The organism is Polaromonas sp. P4_F6, assembly GCF_056401275.1.
In genome coordinates this window covers 55,493-80,162 of record NZ_JBFUJQ010000004.1, presented here as the reverse complement: position 1 = coordinate 80,162, position 24,670 = coordinate 55,493, and the positions used below count along the sequence as shown (strand labels likewise).

Below are 24,670 nucleotides of genomic sequence, written 5' to 3'. Positions count from 1 at the left end.
TTTGCCTTGCAAGATACGCCTCGCTAATGGCTTTGACAAGGTGATTGATACTGTCTTTGGAGGCTGCGGCCCGGCTTGAACAGTTTGTGACGTTTGTCAGGTGGAGGAGGGGCTGGGGCGCCTCCCACAAATAGAGGAGTCTCGTTCTCGTGAAGCGGCCCGTACGCCGCGTATGCCGGCCTAAATGAGGTCCACGCTTTGGGACACCGCATCATTGAATGAATCCAAACAGCGCTCCACCTGGAAGAGGCGCGCTAACTTAATGTCACAAATCCCCTAGGCCCGCTGCGTGCCAGGTCGGCGAGGCCCAACGTAGTCGCCGCTTCGACTCACAAATATCGGCCAATTTCCAACCAGGGAATCGCCAAAATTTCCATGCAGAACAAAGCTCGCAGACTGATACGGAAAGTACCACCCTTGATCATCTTCTCGGATCGGGGAGTCGAGCAGGACATACGGCACCCCCTCTGGCTCGGCGGATAGCCGTTCAAGGAAAGCGGTCGCCAATCGGCTAGCGGTCAAGAAGTCGATCTTCACGGTGTTCGTGTGTTGCATTGAGTTGAAGCTTGATTCACCCAGTCAGATTTCCGCTTGCTCGATTGTTTGCGTCAGAGTGCCGCAAAACGTATTCGTTCGCCTCTCTTGCAATTGCGAATGTAGATCCGATAACCATCGAAGTTGAAACAACAATTCCAGCATCGACAGAGCCGCCTAATAACACCTCGCTTGAATCATCTCGATAAATGAATAGATGAAAGCCTCTGTCTGTCATGGCGTCTGGTGAAATCACATAATTCCAACAGTTCTGGACTGAAAGATCTGTTGCGTTAGATGGATATGTAAGCTCATACAGCTTGCTAAAAAGATCCTCTCGCTCTTTCCCAACAAGCCCGTCTGGTAGGGGGCATGGCTTCGACACATCAGCGACGCTAGTGTTAAGTCCACTGAGCAACTGTCTCGTCGCCACAGTCAGGGTATCCGTGTGCACATGCGACGGACTTAAGCGTTGCCTATCTAAATAGACACAGAACATCCCCTCTAAAAACCTATTGCTGCACCATTCGGGGACTATTTCAATTTGAATTGCTAGTTCACTTGGGTTGCCAAAAATCATCACCGTTTTCCTATCCTAATATCGCGATTCACTCCAGGTAGTTGCCGAATACTGTTTGGAATGTTGAATTTCGCCGAAGCCTGACTCAGCTTTTCCATCAAATTTTGACCCGTACTCAACGTGAAGGAGTGGGTGGGGCCTACGTGGGTCCCGCTAGGGTGGAAATTACTGTTCTAACCGGGTCAGATTTCGACGGAACTCAACAAACAATGATCAGGTTGTTGGTCGCGAGCTTCTTAGTCTGCTTCGCTACTAGGCAAATAGGTACCTGACGCAATCGCATCTGCCAAATTCTGAGTGGTCGAGTGATCAAGCGCATGCAGTACATCCCCCATGCAAATTCCGCGTATCGGCATGGCGGAGTTGTGCTTATGCAGTGCGGTTAGCAGAACACCAAAAAACATGCTGTACGCATCGTGATGATTCTCTTTCAGGAAAGCGCGGACTCCATCCGACAACACAATCCAGAGGTCTGTATCTCCGACCTGCGCTTCAGAGATTTTGATCAATTCCCCATTGCAATCGATTGTGATTTCTCGCACCCGCTCGGTGTGCAGAAAATCGTGCACATCAAAAAATATCTCTGTGATTTTCATAGTGTGTTGAATTTCGCTGAAGCCTGACCCTTACTGTCTAAACCGAGTCAGATCTCGATGGTCCCCACACTTTTCCAGCATGGCCACTGAAGGATCGCCCTTGGCTATCTTGGAGCATCCCAAAGCCATTCAAAACCCCGCTTCTCATCTCGGATGGCATAAACGCTTTCGCCTTGGAATGACAGCACAAACCGCATAGGCGAGAGCTCACTCAGGTGAACAAGAAATGTCTTAATATTTTCAGCAGATTCGTCGTACTTGCTGTTATTGATTCGAAAAATTAGCCCTTCGCTAACCGTGAATTTGCAATCGTGATTGCCCGCGGCGTCGATCATGCCTTTGTAGGTGTTGTAACCCTTGAAGGCTGCTGCCGCGCCGGCCAGCGCCTGCATGCGGCCGTCGCTGGTGTTGCTGGCGGCGTCCGCCATTTGCTGGCCGGCTTCCACGGCACTGAGGAGGGGGCTGCTCACGCTGAAGGTGAGGGCGGATTGTTTGAATTTGTCTTCACTCTCGTAGCGGCTGGTTTCGCGGGCCTCCAGGATGTCCACCTTCCTGGCCAGGATGGTGACGTCACCTGCGGGGGAAAGCGTCAGCTCAGATCATTTTCTCTTTAAGTTAAGCCGGTTCGTCCCAACAAACTTGCTATTTCAGCCTTCAACCTCACTTCGTCTAGCTCATAACTTTCACGATCGTCGTCAGCATTAAATAGATCTACCAAGCAGAAGATGCTAGACAACACTTCGCTCACCTGAGGCGAATCAAGAAGAATTTCTCCGTTATCACGCTCACGCTTCCACCGAGCCATAAACTCTTCAACAAAAATCTCAGGGCTGGTGCTTTTCTCCAGAAAACTATTGGCAAAAATTAGAAGACTCTCACTCATCTTAAAACTCCATTCTTCAGCAAATTGTCAAACTGCGGCGTGCCTGGCACTAATTTGAACCCCGTAACGAATTCACCGGCCTTATTTAGAACCACCACATTATTGGTGGCGGCATTGAAATAGACGACTGAATCGGGAACATACAGGTAAGTCCCATTCTTTTGAGTAACTGGGCTACTTAAATGAGCCTCAAGCGCGCTTCGGTACTGGCCTAATGTTTCCGGATTTTTCTGCGTCGTGAAAATCCCGAAATCTTCGGCGTGCTTGAATTTCTTGTCGAGTTGCTTTGTTGAGAATGCAGCTAACTCTCCAGCTGAGACCTTTGTTCCAGTCGTAAGAGCCTCAAGCTCCTTCTCCAGTTTACTTAGTCCTTTGACAGTAGCGGCGGCACCTACCGCCACGGACGTCCCCGCCAGAGCGTCGCCGACGAGAATTTCGCTAATGGCAATCCCAGCTTCATTGGCGCACAAAACCGGATTTCTAGCGCAAGCTTGAACAGTCATTTCTGCAGCGACTGCCATGGTCGGAACAGATTTGACCAAAACCGCCATGATGGAACTTCCGGTCAGCGCACCGCCCAGCAAAGTTAAAGCCCTGATCTGCGCATCTCCCTTTAGCGCCAGGATCGTGTTATCGCAGAGACTACTACTCGAATCGACACATATTTGCTGGCGTACCTGAGCCATTTGTTTGGCGGCCTGTGCGTCAGTTACCGGCGATGTATTGTTCGTCACCGCGTGCCCGTACTGAACGTTACTCGCACGGTCTTCAAATAGTTTGGTTATTCCGCCGACGCCCGCGACCGACACCTCTCCAACCGTAGCCGCTTCTTTGTTAAGACTATCAACGCATGAGGCATCTCCGCGCAGGACGCAGATCTGCATTGCAGCGAGATTTATATCAGAGAGTAATTTATATTTCTCAAAAATAGTTTTCAGATCGGTGTCGCTGCACTTATCTCCTTTGGCCTTGCACTCACTGAACTCTTTAATCATTGCTGTAGCTTGGTCATGCTTCAGGAAGTTATTCATCACCTCATTCGCCGCAGCGGCTGCCCCCGAAGTACCACCGGCAGCCGCACCTACTGCCGTTGAAGCAATCGCCGTCAGCGTCTGCGCCAACGGCCCGCTGATGCCGGCGTCAGCAAGGGCTTGCGCCACCAGTGGCGCAGTTAGCGTCCCTGCAGCCGCGCCAACAGCACCTCCGGCACCACCCGTTAGACCGCCGATGACCGTATGCAAAGCCACGCGCAGCACACCGCTGTTGCCCCAGTTGTCTTCGAGTTCTATGGCTTGCGCCTTCAGTGCATTCTTGCGGTCTTCATTGGGTTCGTTGTTGGCCTGGTCTCGTAACGCTGCAGCTTCGTTGAGTTTGGTCTGGGCGTAGTCCCCCACCGCCTTGCTCGCCTGCTTGCCAAACTCCGCAGTAATAGCGATCTGCGCATCAATATCGGCCTTGACCTTGTCCTTATCAAAGATCGGTTTAAGGCCCGGTTCAGCATCCCCGGTCCGGGCGCCCGTGTTACCCGCAATCCCGCTGATCCCCGCCGTAGTGGTGCTGCCAGCGTCGCCATTGACTTGGCCATAACCAGCGCTCCCGCCAGGGCGGGTTACGGTGTTGCTGGCTCGTTCGATTTGTGCGTCGGTCATGCCACGGTCACGCATGTCGGCCAGCGCCGCTGCGCTGCTTTGATCGCCCAGCGCACCGCTGAAGTCCGCACCAAACTTATAGCCGCTACCGTTGTAGCGCGCCTGGTTCTGGATGTCAGTGGTGGTTAAAGTACCGCCGGTTTGAAAACTGTTCTTGCCTTCCTGCACGGCCTTATCGGTGCTGGTGATCTGGCCGCCAACAAGCGCCGTGTTACCGCCCACCGTGACAGAGAATCCCGCATCGCCGGCGCGAATCGCGCTTTGCTCGCCAACGCTTTGGTAGTTGCTGTCGATACTGCCTTTGCCGAAACTTGCACTGACGCTGCTTGCGCCGTAACAGAACGGCGGAATGCAGAGGCTGACGCCCCCGCCGGAACTGCTCTGGGTCTCGGTGTAGGTTGAGGTGTCCTGCAAGCTTCGTACGTTGAGGTTTCCACCGACCTGGGCGGTCACCTGGCTTGCAGCGGCCACCGCCCCTACCAGGTTGGTGTCTCCCCCTGAAACGATATTCAACTTGTTTCCGGCCTGGACTTGGGTGTTGGTGTAGGTGACATCGTCCCCGCTGCCTTGCCCCTTGTTGCTCGACGCGCTGGCATTGAAGCTGATGCCGGTTTGGGCGCCGAAATTGATGCCTATTCCCAAACTGGCGCTGGAGCCGCTGCTGGTGCTGCGTTCGCTGGAGGTATTTTGTGCAGCGAGCAAATTGACCTGGTTGTCGGCAATCAAGGTGGTGTTTCCGCCTGCCACTACCTGGCTGCCTTGAACGGTCAGGTTGCTGGCTTGCCCTGCGCCCGTCGCGGTGATCGTCACGTTACCACGCGCAACCACGTTAGAGCCGGCTGCCGTATTGCTCTGACGGTCTGTGTTGCTCTGGCTCTCGCTGCTGCCAATGCTGATGTTGATCCCGATACTTGCCGCCTGCTCTGGGTTCGCTACCAGGTTGGACACCTGGTTGTAGGTGTTGTAAGCACTCAGGGCCGTCACCGCCGCACCCAAGGCCTGCGCGCGCGTGTCGTCTGTCTTGGTGACGGAATTTGCCATTTGCATGGTCTGGCCAGCGCCTTGCAATGCAGAGATCACGGGGTTGCTGACCGTAATACCCAATCCGCTTTGGCTGAACTTGCTTTCCGTTGAGCTCTGGCCTGCTTCTCTTGCTTCAACAATTTCAACGCTCTTGGCCGATATGGCGATATCACCCGCCGGCGCCAGCACATTGCTGCCCACCTGGCGGTATTGGTTATCAGCCACCAGGGTGACATTGCCGGCAATGCTGGCCACCGTGCTGGCTGTCGCCGTGGCACCGCGGTTTTTCTGATCGGTGGACTGTTCGCTGGCGCTGTAAGACAATCCTTCCTCGAAGAAGCCGGACTCCTTCTTCTCGAAGAACGACGTGCTGCTGCTGGTGTTCTTCGCGGCCTCAATGGCGATGTTGTTGCCGGCGGCCAGGGTGGTGCCTGCGTCACTGATGACGTTGGAGCCTTTGACGTTGATGTCTTTGCCGCTGACGATGGTGACCGTTTTACCGCCCAGGCTGGAGCCCACAGCCTTGTCCTGCTCGCTGCTGCGGCGCTCCGTGGTGCTGCTGGAGCTGAAGAGGTCGCTTTCGGCGGTGGTCAACGCAAAGCCGAAGCTGTTGGTCTTCCGGCCTTCGGTGATATTGACGTTGTTGCCCGCGCTGGCGGTCAGGTCGCCGCCGGCCTGCACGTTGGCGGCTTTGGCGTTGAGGTCCTTGCCGGCAATCAGGCTCAGGCTGCCGGCGGTTTGCAGCTGGCTGCCCATGTCGGCGGTCTGGCTGTCGCGCAGGAAGTGGTCTTCACCGCGCGACTGCAGGCTGCTGCTGGCCGTGGCGACGGTTCCCAGGTTGATGCTGTTGCCGGCGCTGATCACAGTGCTGCCGTTGGCGCCGCTGTTGGAGATGACGCCCGCGAGGATGTTGGCGTCGCGCCCGGCGCTGGCCACCAGGGTGCCGCCCGGGTTGCTGACATAAAGGCCCGCCACACGGTCTATCCCCGTCAGGCTGAAGCTGTTGGAACTGGTGCCGCCGGTCTGGTTGCCGGCGCTGCTGGTGGTGGTGACCACATTCAGGTCGCGCCCGGCACTGGCATTGAGGCTGGCGGCGGCGATGATTTGCCCGCCGATGTTGTTCAAATCATTGCGGGCGGCCACGGTGAGCGCATCACCGGTGATGCGCCCGCCCAGGTTCTGCACGTTCTCCGCAGTCAGGTTGACGACGGTGCGGCCGGCCACGGTGCCGGTGTTGCCCATGTCGCCGGCCAGGTTGATGTTGACACTCTTGCCGGCCAGCAAGGCGCCTGCGGGCGCGAGGTCGCCGTCCTTGACCTGCACATAGACCTGGGGCACCAGGGCGCGGGTTTTGCTGCCATCGGCCAGCGTGACTTCCTGCTCGACCAGCCAGACGATGTCGCTGGTGAGCTGGGCCATCTGGATGGCGCTCAGGGCGATGCCGGGGCGCAACTGGTATTGCTGGGCATAGGCGATACCGGCGTCCATCAGGGCTTTGTACTGGGCTTCGTCGCTGGTGTAGTTGCCCAGGAAGCGTTGGCCGGTTAGTTGGGCCACTTGTTCGTTGATCAGGCGCTGCTCATAAAAACCATCGCCCAGGCGCTTTTGCGTGACGCTGGGGTCCAGCGCGAGCTGGCCCAGCATGTAGTCGCTGCCCAGCCAGTTGCGGTAATTGGCAAAACGCGGGTCGGTTTCAATCAGGAAACCGCCGGCAGGATTGGGGTTGATGCGAAACAGGCTGGTGGTGGGGACGCTGAGGTTGACGGGCACGGTGCGCACGCCGGCCGCGCTGAGCGCGCCGGGCGCGCTGGGGCTGCCGCCGATGCTGGCGCCGGTGGCTGCGGCCACCCGTGTGCCGGTGCCGGCGGGTGCGCTGAAGCTGCGGCTTTGGAAGGCATTGAGCGTGACGGTTTGCGGCACGTCCTGTGTGTAGGGACCGTCGCGATAGGCGTTGTAGTTGTAGTCGCAGCCGTCAAAGCCGCCGCAGCCTTCGTTGTAGTTGCTCCAGAAATAGGCCGTGCCGTTGCGCTGGGCGTTCACGCTGACGGTGCGGCCCCGGTTGTCGACGGCCTGGCCGGTGATGTTGAGGGCACCGCCCGCGATGATCTGGCTCTGGTCGTTGACGAGAGCGGTCGCCGCATGCAGCGTCATGGCGCCGGCGCTGAGGATTTTGCCCGGCGTGCTTTGGGTGATGACCGGCGTTTGCGGCGACGAGGTGTAGTCGCGAAATCCCTCGACGGCGACGGCGTTGGCAACAACGGTCATGCGCATCGCGTCAATCTGCGCCTGCAGCGCGATCCATGGAGCGGGGTCCACATCAGACGAGGCCTGCGGCCGGGCAACCCCAAAAACATCCCACACCGGGCTGCTGGCGTCGTAGCCGAAAAACGCCGCGACGGGCGTTGACACCAGGCCGTCCCGGGCGCCCGTCAGCAGGTAATGCGCTTGAACGTAGGCGTTGGGGCCGAGGAAGTACGGTGCGTACTTGGGGTCCGAATAAGGGGCGCCCTTCAGAAGCAGGCGGCCCTTGCCGTCAACATTAAGGTGGCCGGTGTAAGGCGGTATGCCGTCTTCCGACGCCCAGCGTCCGGGACCGCCGTAAATTTGCTGCAGGCCCGTCGTGTCCCAGTAGGCGTAGCCGCCGCCGACACCCGCCTTGTAAGTCTCGGCACTGACAACCCAACCCACGTCGTTTGGCGAGTAATTGCCTTGCGCCGTGATGTACTCCCTGACGCTGCCGCCGCTGGCACTGCCCGTCTGTACGGTGTAGGCGAAATTGGGATTGGTGTTGTTGATCTGCCCGGCGGTGATCGCCAGGCCGCCCAGGGACTCGACGGTGCCGCCGCTGTTGTTGATGGCGCCGGCTTGGCCGGTGGCACGGCCGCCGGCGTCCAGGCTTGCGCCTATATTGAGCGCGTCAGCCGCAGTGCCGCCGCTGAAGAGCAGCGCGCCTTCGCCGTTGTTCAAGGTCTGCGTGCCGATGTCAAGCCGCGCTCTGGCGGCGATGACGGCGTCGGCACGCGTGCCGTTCACGGTCTCGGTGCTGTTGTTGACGGTGGTGGCGGCAATGGCGACATGGTCGCCGTAGATGCGGCCGGTGCCGATGTTGGTCAGCGTGGCGGCGTTCAAGCGGGTCTCGGTACCATCGATCAGGCCGCGGTTGGTCAGCGTGTTGGCGGCGGTCACCGTGGTATTGACGCCGCTGATGACGCCGGTGGCGGCATTGTTCACGTTGGCGGCCGAAGCGGCCAGGCTGCGCCCGGCCTGCAGCTTGCCGCTGTTGCTGAGGTTGCCGGTGGTCGAAAGCGTGACGTCCCGATTGGCGATGAGCTCACCGGTGTTGCTGAAGTCGCTGGTCAGCGTGAGAGACACATCCTGCTGCGACAACAGACTTCCGTTGCCGCCCAGGCTGGCCGCGGTGGCCGCCAGCGAGAGGCCGGCAATGACGGTGCCGCCCGCATTGGTGACGGCCAGCGTCTTGGCAACGGCGGTGTCTTGCAAGGTGGCCGTGTTGCCCGCGCTGATCAGGCCGGCATCGTTATTGATGCTGCCGGAGCTGGTGACGGTGGCGTTGTTGCTGGTGCGTATCGCGCCCGAATCGTTGGCGACTGTGGCGGCCGTGATGGCGATATTCTTGCCCTCCAGGCCCTGGCTGGCGCCGGAGGTGTTGCTGTTGACGACGCTGGCAGCGGCCAGGGTGACGGTCTCGCCGCTGCGGACCAGGCCGCCTGTGTTGCTGATGGCGCCAGGCCCTGCGGCCACAGAGACATTGCCCGCGGCTTGCAGCTGGCCGCCGCTGTTGTTGAAGCCGGTGGTGGTCAAGCCCGCGGTGGACTCGCTGACGATCTGCCCGCCTGCGTTGCTGACGTTGGCCGCGCTGGCGGTCAACGCGCCCTTTGCGCCGATGGAGCCCGCTGTATTGTTCAGGTCACCGGTCAACAGCGTGACGGCGCCCTGGGACGTGATGCCGCCCCCGCCGCCGCTGTAGCCCGCGGCATTCGTGTTGGTCAGCGTCTGGCCGTGGGTGTCCAGTGTCAACGCGCCGGTGGATTGGATCAGGCCGGCGGTGTTGGTCAGCGCGCCGCTGCTGAGAGTGGTGGCGCCGCTGGCGGAAACGGTGCCGCCGGTGTTGTTGAAGGCCTGCAGGTGGGTGTCAACGGTGATGGCAGCGCCGGTGAGGCTGCTGCCGGTGTTGACCAGGCCCGTGTTGCTTAAGCTCACATTGCCGCCGGCACTCAGGCGCCCGCCCTGCGCGGCGCCGCCGGCCGCGGTGTTGCTGGTGGCGCCTGTGGTCGTGACGGCAAGGTCGCTGCCCACCGAGGCAACGGTGCCGGACGCATTGGACAGGCTGGCGGCGTTGACGGTGACCGCACCATTGCCCGCCATCGTGGCTTGTGTGTTTTGCAGCGCGCCTGCGGCGTTGATGGCCAGGGTGCCGGTCGCCACGATCATGGCACCCGATTCGTTGGCGAGGCCCGCGCCCGTGTTGAGGCTGCTGTTGCCCTGGGCACTGATGACCGCGCCGGCGCCGCTGTTGGTGACGGCGCCGGTTGTGGTGAGCTGCACATGACCCGCAGCCTGGATGCTGCCGGTGTTGGTGAGCCAGCCATTGGCCTGCAACACCAGGTCGCCGCCGCTGGCGCCTATGACACCCGCATTGCGCACGCCCAGGCCGGTTTCCGTGCCTATCAGGTAAATCTTGCCGGCATACATGCCGCCCAGCTGGGCCACGTCAACCGCATAGGTCGGCGCAGCACCCGTCCCGGCGATGGGCGTGGTGCTGGTGTGGTCCGCACTGATATCGTTGGCGCCCGTGGCCACGCGCAGCTCCCTGGCCCAGACGCCGGCATTGAGCTGCACGGCACGCGCCAGGATGGCGGTGTAGTCGGCCGTAGAGGTGTCCAGGCCGGCGCCGCCCACGCTGACATTGCCGCCCTGCACCCGAAAGCCTTCCAGCGCGCCGCCGTTGAGCACCGGCGTGCCGGTGGTCAGCGTGACGCGGTTGGCGTTGAGGAAACCGCCGCCGTTGACGTTGATGCCCGCCGGGTTGGCGATGATGACTTCGGCGCGCTGGCCGGCGACCTCGACATAACCGCGCAACTGGCTGGGGTTGCCGGAGTTCACCTCATTGAGGATGACACGCGCCGGGCCGGTGGCCAGCCAGGGGTTGGCGCCGACAAAACCGCCGAGCTGGGTTTGCACATTGGTGCGGCTGTTGTTGAGGATGGCGCCGTTTGGCTGGACGTCGAACTGCTGGTAGGTGTTGCGGCTCACGCCGGCGGCCGACGGCGTCTGGATATTGACCTGCGGCAGGCCGTTGGCGGTTTGCAGCACCGTGGGGCGCTGGCCGGCGGGCGCGCCGGGGGCCGCGACGATTTGCGCGTGCAGGCCTGGCTGCCAGCACAGGACCATGCCCAGCGCGGCCAGCACGGCAAAGCGCAGCGGGCGCAACTGCGCCGTGAAGGTGATGCTTGTGCTGCCCGGCCCCGTGCCTTGGCCGTCCGCCGTTTTACCCTGTGCGCTGGCGGTCTCGCTGACAGCCATCAACTGGCCGCGTTTGGCGTTGAAAACAATGCGGTGACGGTTTTTGTTCACGACAGACTCACAGGGAAAAAGAAATGGAACGGGACAATGCAGGCCCCAAAGGCGGGGCGTGGAGCGACGTGGCGGATCAGTTGAGTTCGAGCAGGTCGGCAAGCTGCGCCGCAAACTCCGTGGCGCATTGGTTTACCGCCACGGGCGCGAGGTCCACCACGGCCTGGTAGTCGCCAGCCTGCCACTCGCTCATGGGACGAGCGTCGCTTTCGTATTTGCAGGACTTCCCGGCGCGGACTTTGGGCATGAAGAAGGCGGAAGACTCGCGCACCTTGAATATCTCGGTTTCCAGGCGCAAGCGATAGCTTGTGTCTGCGGGGTCAAGGCTGTTGTAGACCAGCCGCCAGGTCGCGGAATTGACGACCAGGTTGCCGGCGAATTTCATGTCGCGGGTCTTGTCCTGGCCGGCAAGCCAGGCGCTCACACGCTGCTGCAGTTCTCCGGGCAGCAAAGTGCGTGCCGGATTGGTCAGCCGTGCGGTGTTCACGGCGCCTTCGGGCGAGATGCCGGCAAAGTTGTCCTTGCTGACGCCCTGGAAGCTGAGCGCACGACCGCCGCTCAGCAGCATCATCGCCACATTGAGGACGACCTGCTGGCCGACGGCGTTGTGGGTGGCCTGCGGACGCACCACGCGCAACTCATCCATCACTTCCTTGACGGCCACGTTGTCGGGTCCAAAACGGGAGTAGCTCACCGCCAACTGTGTCGGGGCCGTTGCCACGGGTGTAGCCGCTGTTTCAGGCAGCGGCGTGGCGGTGGCGACAGGCGCAACGGCGTCGCCGGATGTGGACGTGCCGACCACCGGCACGGCCGGCGGAACGGCCGCCACGGATGCGTCCGGTGAGGGTGTGCGTACTTCCGCCGTCTGGGGCGCAGTTGCCGGTGTGGCCGTGGGCGCGGCCGCGTCCGGCGCTGCAGCTTGCTGCGCGAATGCGCCGGGGCCCCAAGCCATGAGGTTGGCGATGACAACTGCGCAGGTACTGCTCTTGGAAAAAACGGGCATAAAGAAGACTCCGATTGAAATAAAAACGAATGACTAGAAACTGGCGCTCAGGCTCACGCCCAAAGTGCTGCCGGCGGTGCGAAACAGTTCAGGCTTTTTGACGGGCGCGCCTATGAAGAAGTCGTACTGCAGCTTCTTGAAGCTGCCGCGCAGGCCGATGGCGGCGCCTGTCAGGCGCTTGCCGACCAGCAGCTCGCTGCCGGGGCCGCCGACTTCACCGTGGTCCAGGCCGATGTAAAGCTCCTGGCCGGTCTCGCCCAGCAGCGTGCTGAGTTCATTGCGCAGCAGCCAGCCACGCTCGGCGCTCAGCGAGGATTCGCCGTCAAAGCCGCGCACGGTGTAGCGCCCGCCGATGGAGAAGCGGTCTTGCGGCGTCAGCGGCGTGCGGTTGTGCTGCAGGCGCCAGGCGGCGCTGTAGCGCAGGCCTATGCCGGCCAGCTTGAAGGGCAGCTGCAGGTTGGCGTCGGCGTTGATCACCGCAAAACGCGAAGTGCCCTCGCCAAAAGCTTCCTCGGGCGCGGGCAGCGAGCCGAAAGCGCCGGTGCCGCGCTTGTAGGCGAGGTTGCCTTCGAGTGTGGCCTGGCCTATGAACTCCTTGTGGCCGATGCCGAATTCCCAGCCGCCGACCACGCGGCGCTGCACCTCGACCTCGGTGTCGTCGATGAAGTTGTTGGAGCGGCGCTGGAAAGCCTTGAGGCTGACGGTGCTCTTGCGGCTGGCGTCGCGATACACCAGGCGCGAGAGCTTGATCTCGGCATTGCTGCTGGTGCCGCGGTAGACATAGTCCTGGGTGGCGCCGGCCACGCTCTGGAAGTAGCGGTTGTCGCTGACGGTGGCGCCCAGCGTCCAGTAGCCCAGGGGCAGCGAGTAATGCACGGTGCTGCCGCGTGTGCCGCGGCTGCCGGGCTCGCCGCCGCCCAGGTCGGTGTTGAGCGAGACATAAAACAGGTCGTTGAGCGTCCACCAGTTGTCGTAAGACAGCGTGATGCCGCCCTGGTACTTGCCGGTGGCTTTGGAGCCGCTGTCGTCGGCAAAGACGGAAACGCGCAAAGGGAAACCCTGGCGGTAGCTGATGACCAGGTCGCTCTGGCCGGGTTTGGCGTCGTTGCCTTTGGCTTCTTCGATCTGGATGTCGGCCTCGGCCGTGGGCACGCGCTTGAAGTTTTCCAGGGCCTGCTCGATGTCGCGCAGGTTCAGCAGCTCGCCCGGCTTGACGGGCATGGCCGTCCAGGCGTTGCCGCGCGCGTCGCTGCCTTCGGAAAACCGGATGGCGCGTATGCGGCCGGGGACCAGCGTCAGCGTGAGCACGCCGGTGTTCAGGTCCTGCGGTTCGGCCAGGATGCGGGTGGTGACGTAGCCGCGCGCGATGACGGCGTTCTGCAGGCGCTTCATCACGATGGCGATGCCCTGGGTGCCCAGGCAGCGGCCCAGCGGCGCATCGTTGGCATCGGGGCCGGCCGCCGCATCCAGCGCCCAGGCGAATTGCGAAGCCAGTGCGGCCGGCTCGCCGGCGACGCTGCGCAGTTTCAGCTCGCGGATGGGCAGGCAGGGCGACTCGGCGGGCGGCAGCCTGTCGGCTTCGGCCTGCGGCGCGGGGGGAAGGCGCACATCGGGCGCCCTCTCCTGCTGCTCGCGCAGCAAGCGCTCACGTTCCTGGGCGCGGCGCTGTTCCTGGTCGGCGCTGCTGAGCGGCGCGGGCTGGGCCCAGACATGGCCGGCCAGGACGGCCATGGCCAGGCCGGCGCAGAGTTTGCGCGCGCCGCTGTGTGGTTTGACAGATGGTTGGGTGCGCTGCGGCACCGCCTCGAGTGATCTACCCAAGTCATCGTGTGGCTTGGCCAATCACGCTCTCCCTGATTCCGTTTTTTTATTGCCGGGCCCTTTGCCGGACATGCAAACAAGTGTAATTTTTTAGTAACAAGAAAGCTGTAACTTCGTCCTTTTCCGAGCGGTTGGTGTTGGTTTTATCGGGAAACCACACTTAATTAGTAAGAGGGCTCAGCAAAATACAGCGCAACCGGGTGGGTGAGCGGTTTTTTGTATGCCACTGTGTCCACGCATTCCTGCGATACCCGGCCATACGCATCGCCCTTGGCAGGACACACCCGGGATACCTCGCGGCCTTCCAATGCCTGCATGGGCGGCTGCTTTCCCCGGCGCCGCGTTTCATCCCCTCATCACAAGGACCCGACCATGAGCGCTCGCCGCCAATTCCTGGCCACCGCTGCCGTAGCGACAGCCGCCGCCTTTGCCATGCCTGATGCCTCGGCTTTCTTTTCGCTGGGCCGCGCGCCCACGGTCGCGCCTGAGTTCGCGGGCATAGACAGCTGGCTCAACTCGGCGCCGCTGCGCATGGCGGATCTTCAGGGCAAGGTGGTGCTCATTGATTTTTGGACCTATACCTGCATCAACTGCCTGAACCATCTGCCGGCCGTGAAGTCCTGGCATGAGAAGTACAAAAGCCAGGGCCTGGTGACGGTGGGTGTGCACACGCCGGAGTTCGCGTATGAAAAATCGACGAAGAACGTCAAGGCCGCGATGGAGCGCCTGGGCATACAGCATGCCGTGGCGCAGGACAACAGTTATGCCACCTGGCGCGCCTTCAGCAACAACTACTGGCCCGCCATTTACCTGGTCGACAAAAAAGGCATGATTGTCTACAGCCACTTCGGCGAGGGGCGTTACGCCGAGACCGAAAAAACCATACAGGCGCTCCTGGCTCAATAAGCCCGCCCTGCCCCGGGCCTGGCGCAAAATGCCGGGGTCACGCATTTCTCCAGGACAGCCATGCAGCAGCAGCCAGACCACATCCTCATAGTTGACGACGACCGCGAGATCCGGGAGCTGCTGGGCAGCTACCTCGAGAAAAACGGCCTGCGCGTGACCAAGGTGGAGTCGGGCCGGCACATGCGCGCGGCGCTGGAGAACGCGGCGGTGGACCTCATCGTGCTGGACCTGATGCTGCCCGGCGAGGACGGCCTGACCCTGTGCCGCGACCTGCGCGCCGGCAAGCACAAGACCATTCCCATATTGATGCTGACCGCGCGCAACGAGGAGGCCGACCGCATCCTGGGCCTGGAGATGGGCGCTGACGACTACCTGGCCAAGCCTTTCGCGGCGCGCGAGCTGCTGGCGCGCATACGCTCGGTGCTGCGCCGCACGCGCATGCTGCCGCCGAATCTGCAGGTGGAAGAAAGCTCGCACCTGCTGAGCTTCGGCGACTGGCAGCTCGACACCACCGGCCGCCACCTGCTGGACGCCAGCGGCACGCTGGTGCCGCTCAGCGGCGCCGAATACCGGCTGCTGCGCGTCTTCCTGGACCATCCGCAGCGCGTGCTCAACCGCGACCAGTTGCTCAACCTCACGCAGGGGCGCGACGCCGAATTGTTCGAGCGCTCCATAGACCTGCTGGTGAGCCGGCTGCGCCAGCGCCTGGGCGACGGGGCGCGCGAGCCGCGCTACATCAAGACGGTGCGCAGCGAGGGTTATGTGTTCAGCGCCGCGGTGCAGGGCCGGCCGGAGGCCGCATGACCGAGGCCCGCCGGCGCTGGCCGCACAGCCTGTTCGCGCGGCTGATGCTGATCCTGCTGCTGGGCATACTGGCGGCCCAGGCCATGTCCTACCTGCTGGTGATGTATGAGCGCGGCCTGGTGGGCCGCGACCTGATGCTGGACAACCTCGAAAAAGACATCACCAGCTCCGTCGCCATCCTGGACCGCGTGCCTGCGGCCGAGCGCCCCAACTGGCTGCCGCTGATAGACCGCAAGAATTACCGCTACCAGCTGGACGGCGGCATCACCGATCAGGGCGGCGACAACGAGATCGTGGCACGCGTCAGCGCATCGATCGCCCACGCGGTGGACAAGCGCTACCAGGTCACGGTCAATGCCATTCCCGGCGACCCAAAACGTGTGCACATCCACCTGCGCCTGAGTGACGGCGCGCCGGTGACCATCAACCTCTGGGCCGCGGCCACGCCGATCTCGCCCTGGCTGCCGGCGCTGCTGCTGCTGCAGCTGTCGCTGCTGGCCGTCTGCGCTTTTTTTGCGGTGCGCATCGCGACCCAGCCGCTGCGGCGCCTGGCCCATGCGGCCGACGCGCTGGGCCCCGACCTCAAGGGCACGGCGCTGCCCGAAGGCGGGCCGACCGAGGTGGCGCGCGCCTCCAGCGCCTTCAACGCCATGCAGCGGCGCATCGCCGGCTACCTGGCCGAGCGCACGCAAATCCTGGCCGCCATTTCGCACGACCTGCAGACGCCCATCACGCGCATGCGGCTGCGCACCGACCTGATGGACGACGAAGAACAGCGCGGCAAGCTGCAGCACGACCTTGATGAAATGGTGGCCCTGGTGCGCGAGGCGCTGGCCTATGCGCGCAGCCTGCACGGCGCCGACGAGGCGCCGCGCAGGGTGGACCTCGACGCCCTGCTGGACACCTTGCGCTGCGACTACGAGGACGCCGGCAAGCAAGTCACGGTGAGCGGGCGGGTCGGCAGCCCCGTGATGAGCCGGCCGCTGGCACTGCGCCGCATCCTGAGCAACCTCAGCGACAACGCGCTCAAGTTCGGCAAGGAGGTCGAGCTGGCCGTGCATGTCAATGCCGGCCAGGCCATAGAGATCTCGGTACTGGACCGCGGGCCCGGCATTCCCGAGTCCGAACTCGAGGCCGTGCTGCAGCCCTTTTACCGCGTGGAAAGCTCCAGGAACCGCGATACCGGCGGCACCGGCCTGGGCCTGGCCATTGCGCAGCAACTGGCCGCATCGATAGGTGCCCGCCTGAGCCTGGCCAACCGGACCGGCGGCGGGCTGGCGGCACGGTTGGTGCTGCCCGCTTCTTCGCCCGCTGAACCCTGACATCAAAAAAGCCGGCCTGCCCGATCACTCGGGCAGGCCGGCTTGGCCGTGCGCGGTCTGCAGGCTTAGAGCGGCTCTTAGACCAGGTTGATCTCCACATCGATATTGCCGCGCGTGGCCTTGGAGTAAGGGCACAGCTGGTGGGCCGCATCCACGATGGCGCGCGCCGTCGCGCTGTCCAGGCCCGGAAGGAGGACGTTCAGGCGTGCCTGCAGGAAGAAGGCCTCGCCGGCCGTACCCAGGTCCACCTCGGCATCGACGGCCACGCCGGCCGGCAGGCTGACTTTTTGCGCGGCGGCGGCACGGCCCATGGCGCCTATAAAGCAGGCCGACCAGCCGGCCGCGAACAACTGCTCGGGGTTGGTGCCCTGGCCGGCGCTGCCGGGTGGGGAGAGCTTGATGTCCAGGCGGCCGTCGGCGCTGCGGGATTCCCCGTTGCGCCCGCCGGTGGTGTGGGTCCTGCCGGTGTACAGGACTTTGTCGAGAAGGTTGATGGCTGTCATGGTGTTTCCTTATGGAGGGTTAAAAAAAGATGCGTCGGGAAGAGCGCCCCTGGCGTTCGCGAAGCACAGATGAATTACAAGGCGCCGGTTTGTCGGCGATATCTCGGCAACGCAATGTTCTGTACGCGCAAGGCTGCTGGACACACTGCGGTACAAATCTCTCGCCCGGCAGCCGTCAGCCGGGCTCGCGGCCCGCGCGCCACACGACCGCAGGCCGGGCGCCGATGCATTGGCAACTGAGCGGGTTGCGCAGCTCCTGCGCAAAACCGCCCACCAAAAACGTCAAGGCCATCCAGAGTTTTTTCATGATGTTCAGCCAAAGGTGAAGGCATACACCTGCGCACCGGGGTCCAGGAACTCGATCTCGAACAAATGGTCGCCGGCCGAGGCCGGCAGCCTGACCAGCTGGTAGAGCCGGTGCGCGTCAATCACGCCGCTGCCGTCCGCCGCGATGTCGCTGCCGTGGCTTTGGGCCGGCGGCTTGCCGTCGACAAGCACACGAAAGCGTACCGGCGCCGCGCCGGCATCGCGGCCCAGCACCAGGTGCAGGTCGCGTGCGCGAAAGCGGTAGGCCAGGCGCGCGCCGGCCTGTGGCGCGACGGCGCGTTCAGCTTCCACCAGCCACTGCCCACCCAAAGTCCAGTGGTTCAGCGCCACACTCGCGGCCGCCTCGTAGCGCTGCGCACGGTCGGCCTGCAGGCCACCGGCGGGCACAAAGTTCACCGCGCGCTCATGGCCCACATAGGTTTCGCCCGACAGCACCCGGTCGCCGGGCGCGGCCTGCACGCCCTCGCCCCGCACGGCGACCAGGCCGGCATCGCGCATGCCCTGGCCGTTTCTTTCGGCCAGCAGTTTCTGGATCAGGCGCTCGGAGGCCTCGTACTGCCCTTCGCCAAACACCTGGTGGCGCACCCTGCCCTGGGCATCGACAAAATACAGCGCCGGCCAGGCCTGGTTCTCGAAGCCGCGCCAGATCGCATGCCGGCTGTCGATGGCGACGGGGTATTGGATGCCCAGGTCCTTGACGGCCCTGCGTACATTGCTTTCGTTTTTTTCAAACGCGAACTCCGGCGAATGCACGCCGAGCACGACCAGGCCGGCCTCGCGGTATTTGTCGGCCCAGGCGCGGATATAGGGCAGCGTGCGCAGGCAGTTGATGCAGGAGTAAGTCCAGAAATCAACCAGTACCACCTTGCCGCGCAAGTCCGCGCCGGCCAGCGGCGCCGTGTTGATCCAGCCGGTGGCGCCGGCCAGCGGCGCGAAGGTGCTGTCCTGCCAGGCTGTGGGTATGGATGCAGGTACGGGCGCAGTTTCGGCTTTTGCGGCGGCGAGCGGGATGGCATCGGCCACCGTCATTTGCCCATCGCGCGGCACCTGCGCCTGAAAGACATTGATCAGCGTTTGTTCAATCCTTGAGGTGCTGCCCAGCGACAGCTGGCTCAAGAGCCCCGTGTCCAGCCCCGTGGCGATCAGCACCACACCAGCCAGCACCGCCGCGCCCATGGCGCGCCTGGCCCATTGACTGATGCCCAGGGAACGCCGCAGCAGCGCATACACGCGCCCACCCACCAGCAGCGACAGCGCCAGTGAAGTCGCCGCGCCGCCCGCATAGGCCAACAGCAGCAAGGAGGTGCCCGCGTTCGCGCCCTGGATGGCGGCGCCGGTAAGGATCAGGCCCAGCACCGGGCCCGCGCAGGGCGCCCACAGCAATCCGGTGGCCGCACCCAGCACCAGCGAGGACAGCAGCGAAGGGTTCCCGCCTTCGCCGCCTTCACCGGAAGAGGCCATGCGCGCACCCAGCGCCACCAGCGGCCGGGCCAGCCGGTCGGCCAGTTGCGGAAACAGCAAGGTCAGCGCAAACACGGCCAGCAGGCCCAGCGCCGCGATGCGCCCGTATTCATTGGCCTGCACCGCCCAGCCGCCGCCCACGGCGGCCAGCGTGGCCACCGCGGTAAAAGCCAGGGCCATGCCCAGCAGCATGGGCAGGCCGTTGCGCAGAAAGGGCTTGCCGGCGCGCGCCAGCACAAAGGGCAGGACCGGAAGAATGCAGGGGCTGACGATGGTCAGCACACCGGCGGCAAAGGCAAGGATAAGGAAGCTCATGGTCTGGCGGGTTCAGGAGTGGGCACCCCATGATTGAACCGCCCTTGCGTATCCGCGCTCTGTCGCCCGCACCGCCTCATGGCATGCGGCTGTATCCGCGGCCGGCGCGGATACACAGGCATACAAAACCGTGGCCGGTCCCGCCTGGCGCGCCTGCGGCGGCCACCCCACGGCACACAAAACTTACCCTCAGTTGCTGTGGGCTACCCTGTGGATAAACCTTTGCACAGGCCCGCGGAGCCACGCCGGCACTGGCGCGCCGCCGGATGCCCAAAATTTGACCATCCCGGCGTCCGGCGTGGCCCGGGCACCACCGGGGGCCTCAGGCCGCCATCGCCACCTCCAGCGCGCGCGACGCGGCGGCCGCCGCGGCCGCCACCAGCGCCGGGCGCGCCTGGCCGCGCTGGGCCGCCTTGTCGCGGTTGGCGCGCTGAACGGCCGCCACGTCGATGATGAGCGCGACATTGCCGTCGCCCAGGATGGTCGCGCCCGAAATGCCGGGCACCTTGCGGTAGTTGGTCTCCAGGTTTTTCACCACGACCTGGTGCTGGCCCACGAGCTGGTCGACCAGCAGCGCGAAGCGCGTGCCCTCGGCCTGCACGATGACGGCGATGCCCTGGGTGGGCACACGCACCGCGCCGGCCACGTCGAAGAGCTTGTGCAGCTCGAGCAAGGCCAGGTATTCGCCGCGCACATGCATGACGTGCTCGTCGGCGGTGATGGAATGCACGTCCTTGTCCAGCGGCTGCAGGGATTCGATGACGTAGTTCAGCGGCAGGATGTAGACCTCCTCGCCGACCTTGACCGACATGCCGTTGAGGATGGCCAGCGTCAGCGGCAGCACGATACGTATGGTCGTGCCCTTGCCCTGGACGGAGGCGATCTCCACATGGCCGCCCATCTCGTGGATGTTGCGCTTGACCACGTCCATGCCGACGCCGCGGCCCGACACGTCGGTGATCGCTTCGGCGGTGGAAAAGCCCGGCGCGAAGATCAGCTGCCAGACGTCCTCGTCCGGCATGGACTCGCTGACCGGCATGCCCTGCTGCAGCGCCTTGGCCAGGATTTTTTCGCGCACCAGGCCGCCGCCGTCGTCCTTGACCTCGATCACGATGCTGCCGCCCTGGTGCTGGGCCGACAGCGTCAGCCGGCCCACCGGGTCCTTGCCGGCGTAGGCGCGGCGCTCCGGGCCTTCGATGCCGTGGTCCAGGCTGTTGCGCACCAGGTGGGTGATGGGGTCGATGATGCGCTCGATCAGGCTTTTGTCGAGCTCGGTCTCCTTGCCGACCGTGACCAGCTGCACCTGCTTGCCGAGCTTGGCCGAGAGGTCGCGGATCAGGCGCGGGAAGCGGCTGAACACATAGTCCATGGGCATCATGCGTATGGACATGACGGATTCCTGCAGGTCGCGCGCATTGCGCTCCAGGTGGCCCATGCCGCTGAGCAGGCGCTCGTGCACCACCGGGTCCAGCAGGGAGGCGGTCTGCGTCAGCATGGACTGGGTGATCACCAGCTCGCCCACCAGGTTGATGATCTGGTCGACTTTTTCGACGTCCACGCGTATCGAGCTCGATTCCTTGTTCTGCACCGCGGCGGCGGCCGGCGCGTTTGCGGCGGCGGGCGCGGACTGGCTTGCAGGCTGCGGCGCGGCCGCTTCAACTTGCTGCGCCTCCACCGGCTGGGCTGGCGCGGCGGGCGCGCCTTCCTCATGGATGTCGATCTGCTCGGCCTCGATGATGAAACAGCAGACCGCGACGACGTCGTTGCCGTCGCAGCCGGTCTTGAGCCAGATGGTCAGGCTGCCCTCCTCCTGGGTCTGCGCCGTCACCTGGCCCAGGTTGGCCATCTCCTGGCTGAGCAGCTTGCAGTCGTTCTCCGACACCTTGGAAAAGCGCACTTTCAGGGTCCGCTCGGCCGCGGCCACGGGCTCTGCCTGCGGCTGGGCCACGGGTGCCGGCGCCGGCGGCGCGGCCACAACGGGCGGCGCGGGCGGCTCTCCGCCGGCTTCCAGCGCGAGCTGCTGCAGCACCGCGCAGATCTCGGCCACCATGCCGGCTTCGGGCTCGGTGCCGGCCCTGTAGGCGCTCAATTGTTTTTGCAACACGTCCTTGGTCTCCAGAAAGGCATCCATCATCTTGGTATTGAGTTTGAGCTCGCCGTGGCGCGCCCGGTCCAGCAGGTTTTCCAGCAGGTGGGTGGTGTCGGTCAGCGCGGCAAAACCGAAGGTGGCCGCGCCGCCCTTGATGGAATGCGCGGCGCGAAACACCGCGTTGAGGTGTTCGCCGTCGGGCGCCTCCAGGTCCAGGCCCAGGAACAGCTGTTCCATCTCGGCCAGCAACTCGTCGGCTTCTTCAAAAAATGTCTGGTAGAACTGGGTGATGTCCATAGGGGAAAGGTTTCTCTTGTTGGCTGCCGCGCCGGCCTCAGGCCCGCGCCGGGTTCATCAGGCTGCCCACCACGGCCAGCAGCGTGTCGGGCTCTATCGGTTTGCACAGCCAGCCGGTGGCACCGGCCTGCCGCGCGTCGGCCTTGCTGGCCTCGTTGCTCAGGGTGCTGAGCACCAGGATGGGCAGGGCCGCGGAGGCGGGCCGCGCGCGCAGCCGGCGCGTGAGCTCGCAGCCGTCCATGGGGACCATGGTCCAGTCGGTCAGCACCAGGTCCACGGGGGTGTCCACCATCCGCTCCAGCGCGGCCTGGCCGTCGCCGGCCAGCAGCACCTGGTAGCCGCCCTCTTCGAGGACGGCGGAATTGAGGTGGCGCATCACGGCCGAGTCGTCGACCACCAGGATGGTTTTTTTGTGCATCAGGTCCGGCTTTCAGGTTGGGCGGGGCCGGGGTTCAGCGCCCGCGGCGCGCCGGCCGGCTTGATCCCGGGGCCGGCGCTGCCGGCGGCCCTCGCGCCCTTGCCGGCCGCAAGAAAGGGCGCGCTGGCGGTCGCGGCATTGCCGCTTTCGATGTCGGCCTGCGCGCGCTTGTTCAGCACCAGGATGCTGATGCGCCGGTTGACCGCCGCGTAGGGGTCGTCGTTGTTCAGGTGCACGCTGGACGAGACGCCCATGACGCGCAGGATCTTGCCGTCCTGCATGCCGCCGGCCACCAGCTCGCGCCGCGAGGCATTGGCCCGGTCGGCCGACAGCTCCCAGTTGCTGTAAGACTTGTCGCCCTGCGAGTACACGGTGGCGTCGGTGTGGCCGGACAGCGTGAGTTTGTTGGGCTGCTCGTTGAGCACCGGGGCGATCTCGCGCAGGATGCTGCGCATATAGCTCACCACCACGGCGCTGGAGCGGTCGAACATGGGCCGGTTGTTGCTGTCCACGATCTGGATGCGCAGGCCCTCGGGCGTGATGTCGATCAGCAGCTGGGGCCGGAACTGCCTGAGCACCGGGCTGGACTCGATCATGTTGTCCAGCCGCTCCTTGAGCGCTTCCAGGCGCTGGCCGTCGTCCGGGTCCTTGCCGCTGTCAGCGGCCGCCTGCCGGACTTCGCCGTCCGCATGGCTGGGGTCGGCGCCGCCGCCGGGAATCACGTTGGTGCTGGTGCTGCTTTTTTTGCCACCGGCCAGGGCGACCCGCAGCGGCATCTTGAACTGGTCGGCGATGCCCTCGAGCTGCCTGGGCGAGGAGATGCTCAGAATCCACAGCACCAGGAAGAAGGCGAACATGGCCGTCATGAAATCGGCGAAGGCGATCTTCCAGGCGCCGCCATGGTGGGCAGCCGCCTTCACGGGGCGCCGTATGACGATGATTCTTCGCGCGGTTTCGCTCATGGCAATGTCGCCGGATTGCGTTGGCCGGCCGCCTCAGCGCGCCTTGACCTCACGCACATGGCCGTCCAGCTCGGTGAAGGACGGCCGCTCGGTCGAGTACAAAATCTTGCGGCCGAACTCCACCGCGAGCTGCGGCGCATAGCCGTTCAGGCTGGCCATCAGCGTGACCTTGATGCACTGGTAGGCCTTGAGCGACTCCGCCACCTTGTGCTCGATGAGCGTGGCCAGCGGCGACACAAAGCCGTAGGCCAGCAGGATGCCCAGGAAGGTGCCGACCATGGCATGCGCGATCAGCTGGCCCATCTCGGCCGGCGGCAGGTCGGCCGAGGCCAGCGCGTGCACCACGCCCAGCACGGCCGCCACGATGCCCAGGGCCGGCAGCGCGTCACCCACGCGCGCCAGGCTGTGGGCCGGGACCTCCGCCTCGTGCTTGTAGGTTTCGAGTTCGTGCTCCATGAGCTGCTCGATCTCGAAGGGGTCGGTGTTGCCGCTCACGATCAGGCGCAGGTAGTCGGTCAGGAACTCCAGCACCCGCGCGTCGCCCAGGATCACGGTATAGGGCGCGAACAGCGGGCTGTTGTGCGGGTCGTCGATCTCGGACTCCAGCGCCATCATGCCGTCCTTGCGGCCCTTGGACAGCAGCACGTAGAGCAGGGCCAGCAGCTCCATGTAGAGCGCCTTGTCGTGTTTTTTCGAGCTGGCCAGCAGCTTGGGCAATTCCTTGAGGGTGGCGCGTATGGTGCGGCCGTCGTTGCCCGCGACGAAGGCGCCCACGGCGGCCCCGCCGATGATGAGCAGCTCCAGCGGCTGGTACAGCACCCCGAAATGCCCGCCCATCATGGCGTAGCCGCCAAAGACGGAGGCGACGACGACGAGGTAGCCGATGATGACAAGCATGGGGTTCTCCTGCGGATCTGAAAAAGAAAAGCCGCCCCGCCCTCAGGCGGTGCGCGAGCTGTTCATCACATTGGCGAGCCACTGCGACGAGGAGATCGCGGGCGTGCCGCCGGCGGCGGCGGTGCTGCCGCCTTCGGCCTCGTCGCGCTTGGCACCCGAGGGGCGGGTCTTGCCGGCGCGCGAGGGCGGGCGGCACAGCACGCACACATAGTTGCTCTGCGAGTCATGGGCGTGGGCGACAAACAGGCCCGTGCAGCGCGTGCAGGTGCTCAGCTGCAGCATGTCGCTGTCGAAAAAACGCACCAGCGTCCAGGCCCGCGTGAAGTCCAGCACCGGCTCGCCGCCCTGCTGCTGCACCTGCTCGATGTACAGGCGGTAGCTCTTGATGATGGCGTTGATGCGCGTGCAGCCGCCGTGGACCACCATGAAGCGGTAGATGTTGTAGAACATCGACGAGTGGATGTTGGACAGCCAGGTCATGAACCAGTCCGTGGAAAAGGGCAGCAGGCCCTTGGGCGGGGAGGTCCCCTTGAGCTCCTTGTAGAGCTTGATCAGCCGGTCCCGGCTCAGGCTGGTTTCGGCCTCCAGGAACTGCAGGCGGGCGCCCAGCTTGATCAGGTCCATGGCCAGGTGGATTTCCCTGGCCTCCACGATCACGCTTTTACCGGCCATGGCGATTTCCGGG

The 24,670-nt window shown here is 63.8% G+C and carries 19 protein-coding genes; 3 read left to right on the top strand and 16 right to left on the bottom strand.

Annotated elements, in window-relative coordinates; translation table 11 throughout:
* Window positions 1-276: 276 nt before the first annotated feature.
* The 8 genes from AC1DUN_RS12070 to AC1DUN_RS12035 form a co-directional block, all read right to left on the bottom strand.
* Window positions 277-555 carry a YrhB domain-containing protein gene (locus tag AC1DUN_RS12070; RefSeq protein ID WP_477714159.1) on the bottom strand — a complete coding sequence of 93 codons (279 nt, stop codon included), beginning with the start codon at window positions 553-555 and terminating at the stop codon, window positions 277-279.
* A 16-nt stretch (window positions 556-571) separates the two neighbouring features.
* A complete protein-coding gene (locus AC1DUN_RS12065; protein ID WP_477714158.1) occupies window positions 572-1,114 on the bottom strand; it encodes an Imm42 family immunity protein in 543 nt (180 codons plus the stop codon).
* Between the two features lie 236 nt (window positions 1,115-1,350).
* On the bottom strand, window positions 1,351-1,710 hold the full coding sequence (locus AC1DUN_RS12060) for a hypothetical protein (RefSeq protein ID WP_477714157.1): 360 nt from the start codon (window positions 1,708-1,710) through the stop codon (window positions 1,351-1,353).
* Between the two features lie 104 nt (window positions 1,711-1,814).
* The gene (locus tag AC1DUN_RS12055; RefSeq protein ID WP_477714156.1) at window positions 1,815-2,258 is read right to left on the bottom strand and encodes a hypothetical protein; all 444 of its coding nucleotides are present in this window, start codon (window positions 2,256-2,258) and stop codon (window positions 1,815-1,817) included.
* 62 nt (window positions 2,259-2,320) lie between these two features.
* Complete coding sequence (locus AC1DUN_RS12050; RefSeq protein ID WP_477714155.1) at window positions 2,321-2,593, bottom strand: colicin immunity domain-containing protein; 273 nt, start codon at window positions 2,591-2,593, stop codon at window positions 2,321-2,323.
* On the bottom strand, window positions 2,590-10,860 hold the full coding sequence (locus tag AC1DUN_RS12045; protein WP_477714154.1) for a two-partner secretion domain-containing protein: 8,271 nt from the start codon (window positions 10,858-10,860) through the stop codon (window positions 2,590-2,592). Before AC1DUN_RS12045 ends, AC1DUN_RS12050 begins: the two co-directional genes overlap by 4 nt.
* Window positions 10,861-10,936: 76 nt before the next feature.
* Window positions 10,937-11,863 (bottom strand): hypothetical protein, encoded by a 927-nt coding sequence (locus tag AC1DUN_RS12040; RefSeq protein ID WP_477714153.1) that lies wholly within the window; start codon window positions 11,861-11,863, stop codon window positions 10,937-10,939.
* Window positions 11,864-11,896: 33 nt separating this feature from the next.
* Window positions 11,897-13,594 carry a ShlB/FhaC/HecB family hemolysin secretion/activation protein gene (locus AC1DUN_RS12035; protein WP_477714373.1) on the bottom strand — a complete coding sequence of 566 codons (1,698 nt, stop codon included), beginning with the start codon at window positions 13,592-13,594 and terminating at the stop codon, window positions 11,897-11,899.
* A 462-nt stretch (window positions 13,595-14,056) separates the two neighbouring features.
* Here AC1DUN_RS12035 and AC1DUN_RS12030 point away from each other — a divergent pair, with 462 nt between their 5' ends.
* The 3 genes from AC1DUN_RS12030 to AC1DUN_RS12020 are packed head-to-tail and all read left to right on the top strand — an operon-like array spanning window position 14,057 to window position 16,716.
* Window positions 14,057-14,590 carry a thioredoxin family protein gene (locus AC1DUN_RS12030; RefSeq protein WP_477714152.1) on the top strand — a complete coding sequence of 178 codons (534 nt, stop codon included), beginning with the start codon at window positions 14,057-14,059 and terminating at the stop codon, window positions 14,588-14,590.
* Window positions 14,591-14,650: 60 nt separating this feature from the next.
* Window positions 14,651-15,394, top strand: a complete 744-nt coding sequence (locus AC1DUN_RS12025) for a response regulator (protein WP_477714151.1) — start codon at window positions 14,651-14,653, stop codon at window positions 15,392-15,394.
* Entirely contained in the window at window positions 15,391-16,716 is a 1,326-nt protein-coding gene (locus AC1DUN_RS12020) for an ATP-binding protein (RefSeq protein WP_477714150.1), read from the top strand. Before AC1DUN_RS12025 ends, AC1DUN_RS12020 begins: the two co-directional genes overlap by 4 nt.
* A gap of 77 nt (window positions 16,717-16,793) precedes the next feature.
* Here AC1DUN_RS12020 and AC1DUN_RS12015 read toward each other — a convergent pair whose 3' ends face one another.
* From AC1DUN_RS12015 to flhC, 8 genes are all read right to left on the bottom strand, one after another.
* Entirely contained in the window at window positions 16,794-17,219 is a 426-nt protein-coding gene (locus AC1DUN_RS12015) for an organic hydroperoxide resistance protein (RefSeq protein ID WP_477714149.1), read from the bottom strand.
* Between the two features lie 175 nt (window positions 17,220-17,394).
* Window positions 17,395-17,526, bottom strand: a complete 132-nt coding sequence (locus AC1DUN_RS12010; protein WP_477714148.1) for a hypothetical protein — start codon at window positions 17,524-17,526, stop codon at window positions 17,395-17,397.
* A 5-nt stretch (window positions 17,527-17,531) separates the two neighbouring features.
* On the bottom strand, window positions 17,532-19,322 hold the full coding sequence (locus AC1DUN_RS12005) for a cytochrome c biogenesis protein DipZ (RefSeq protein WP_477714147.1): 1,791 nt from the start codon (window positions 19,320-19,322) through the stop codon (window positions 17,532-17,534).
* A 322-nt stretch (window positions 19,323-19,644) separates the two neighbouring features.
* A complete protein-coding gene (gene cheA / locus AC1DUN_RS12000; protein WP_477714146.1) occupies window positions 19,645-21,708 on the bottom strand; it encodes a chemotaxis protein CheA in 2,064 nt (687 codons plus the stop codon).
* Window positions 21,709-21,745: 37 nt separating this feature from the next.
* Window positions 21,746-22,126, bottom strand: a complete 381-nt coding sequence (locus AC1DUN_RS11995) for a response regulator (RefSeq protein ID WP_477714145.1) — start codon at window positions 22,124-22,126, stop codon at window positions 21,746-21,748.
* Window positions 22,126-23,088: a flagellar motor protein MotB gene (gene motB / locus AC1DUN_RS11990; protein WP_477714144.1), complete on the bottom strand. Its 963-nt coding sequence runs from the start codon at window positions 23,086-23,088 to the stop codon at window positions 22,126-22,128. The genes AC1DUN_RS11995 and motB overlap by 1 nt, the downstream gene beginning before the upstream one ends.
* A gap of 33 nt (window positions 23,089-23,121) precedes the next feature.
* On the bottom strand, window positions 23,122-23,985 hold the full coding sequence (motA, locus tag AC1DUN_RS11985; protein WP_074577822.1) for a flagellar motor stator protein MotA: 864 nt from the start codon (window positions 23,983-23,985) through the stop codon (window positions 23,122-23,124).
* A gap of 42 nt (window positions 23,986-24,027) precedes the next feature.
* Window positions 24,028-24,657: a flagellar transcriptional regulator FlhC gene (flhC, locus tag AC1DUN_RS11980; protein WP_477714143.1), complete on the bottom strand. Its 630-nt coding sequence runs from the start codon at window positions 24,655-24,657 to the stop codon at window positions 24,028-24,030.
* Window positions 24,658-24,670: the final 13 nt, after the last annotated feature.

Bases quoted from the DNA above. Each gene is read 5' to 3' on its own strand.
- AC1DUN_RS11995 (WP_477714145.1), bottom strand. From the start codon at position 22,126: ATGCACAAAAAAACCATCCTGGTGGTCGACGACTCGGCCGTGATGCGC.
- AC1DUN_RS12070 (WP_477714159.1), bottom strand. From the start codon at position 555: ATGCAACACACGAACACCGTGAAGATCGACTTCTTGACCGCTAGCCGA.
- motB (WP_477714144.1), bottom strand. From the start codon at position 23,088: ATGAGCGAAACCGCGCGAAGAATCATCGTCATACGGCGCCCCGTGAAG.
- AC1DUN_RS12035 (WP_477714373.1), bottom strand. From the start codon at position 13,594: ATGGCCGTCCTGGCCGGCCATGTCTGGGCCCAGCCCGCGCCGCTCAGC.
- AC1DUN_RS12005 (WP_477714147.1), bottom strand. From the start codon at position 19,322: ATGAGCTTCCTTATCCTTGCCTTTGCCGCCGGTGTGCTGACCATCGTC.
- AC1DUN_RS12025 (WP_477714151.1), top strand. From the start codon at position 14,651: ATGCAGCAGCAGCCAGACCACATCCTCATAGTTGACGACGACCGCGAG.
- AC1DUN_RS12040 (WP_477714153.1), bottom strand. From the start codon at position 11,863: ATGCCCGTTTTTTCCAAGAGCAGTACCTGCGCAGTTGTCATCGCCAAC.
- cheA (WP_477714146.1), bottom strand. From the start codon at position 21,708: ATGGACATCACCCAGTTCTACCAGACATTTTTTGAAGAAGCCGACGAG.
- AC1DUN_RS12020 (WP_477714150.1), top strand. From the start codon at position 15,391: ATGACCGAGGCCCGCCGGCGCTGGCCGCACAGCCTGTTCGCGCGGCTG.
- AC1DUN_RS12060 (WP_477714157.1), bottom strand. From the start codon at position 1,710: ATGAAAATCACAGAGATATTTTTTGATGTGCACGATTTTCTGCACACC.
- AC1DUN_RS12030 (WP_477714152.1), top strand. From the start codon at position 14,057: ATGAGCGCTCGCCGCCAATTCCTGGCCACCGCTGCCGTAGCGACAGCC.
- AC1DUN_RS12010 (WP_477714148.1), bottom strand. From the start codon at position 17,526: ATGAAAAAACTCTGGATGGCCTTGACGTTTTTGGTGGGCGGTTTTGCG.
- AC1DUN_RS12065 (WP_477714158.1), bottom strand. From the start codon at position 1,114: ATGATTTTTGGCAACCCAAGTGAACTAGCAATTCAAATTGAAATAGTC.
- AC1DUN_RS12050 (WP_477714155.1), bottom strand. From the start codon at position 2,593: ATGAGTGAGAGTCTTCTAATTTTTGCCAATAGTTTTCTGGAGAAAAGC.
- motA (WP_074577822.1), bottom strand. From the start codon at position 23,985: ATGCTTGTCATCATCGGCTACCTCGTCGTCGTCGCCTCCGTCTTTGGC.
- flhC (WP_477714143.1), bottom strand. From the start codon at position 24,657: ATGGCCGGTAAAAGCGTGATCGTGGAGGCCAGGGAAATCCACCTGGCC.
- AC1DUN_RS12015 (WP_477714149.1), bottom strand. From the start codon at position 17,219: ATGACAGCCATCAACCTTCTCGACAAAGTCCTGTACACCGGCAGGACC.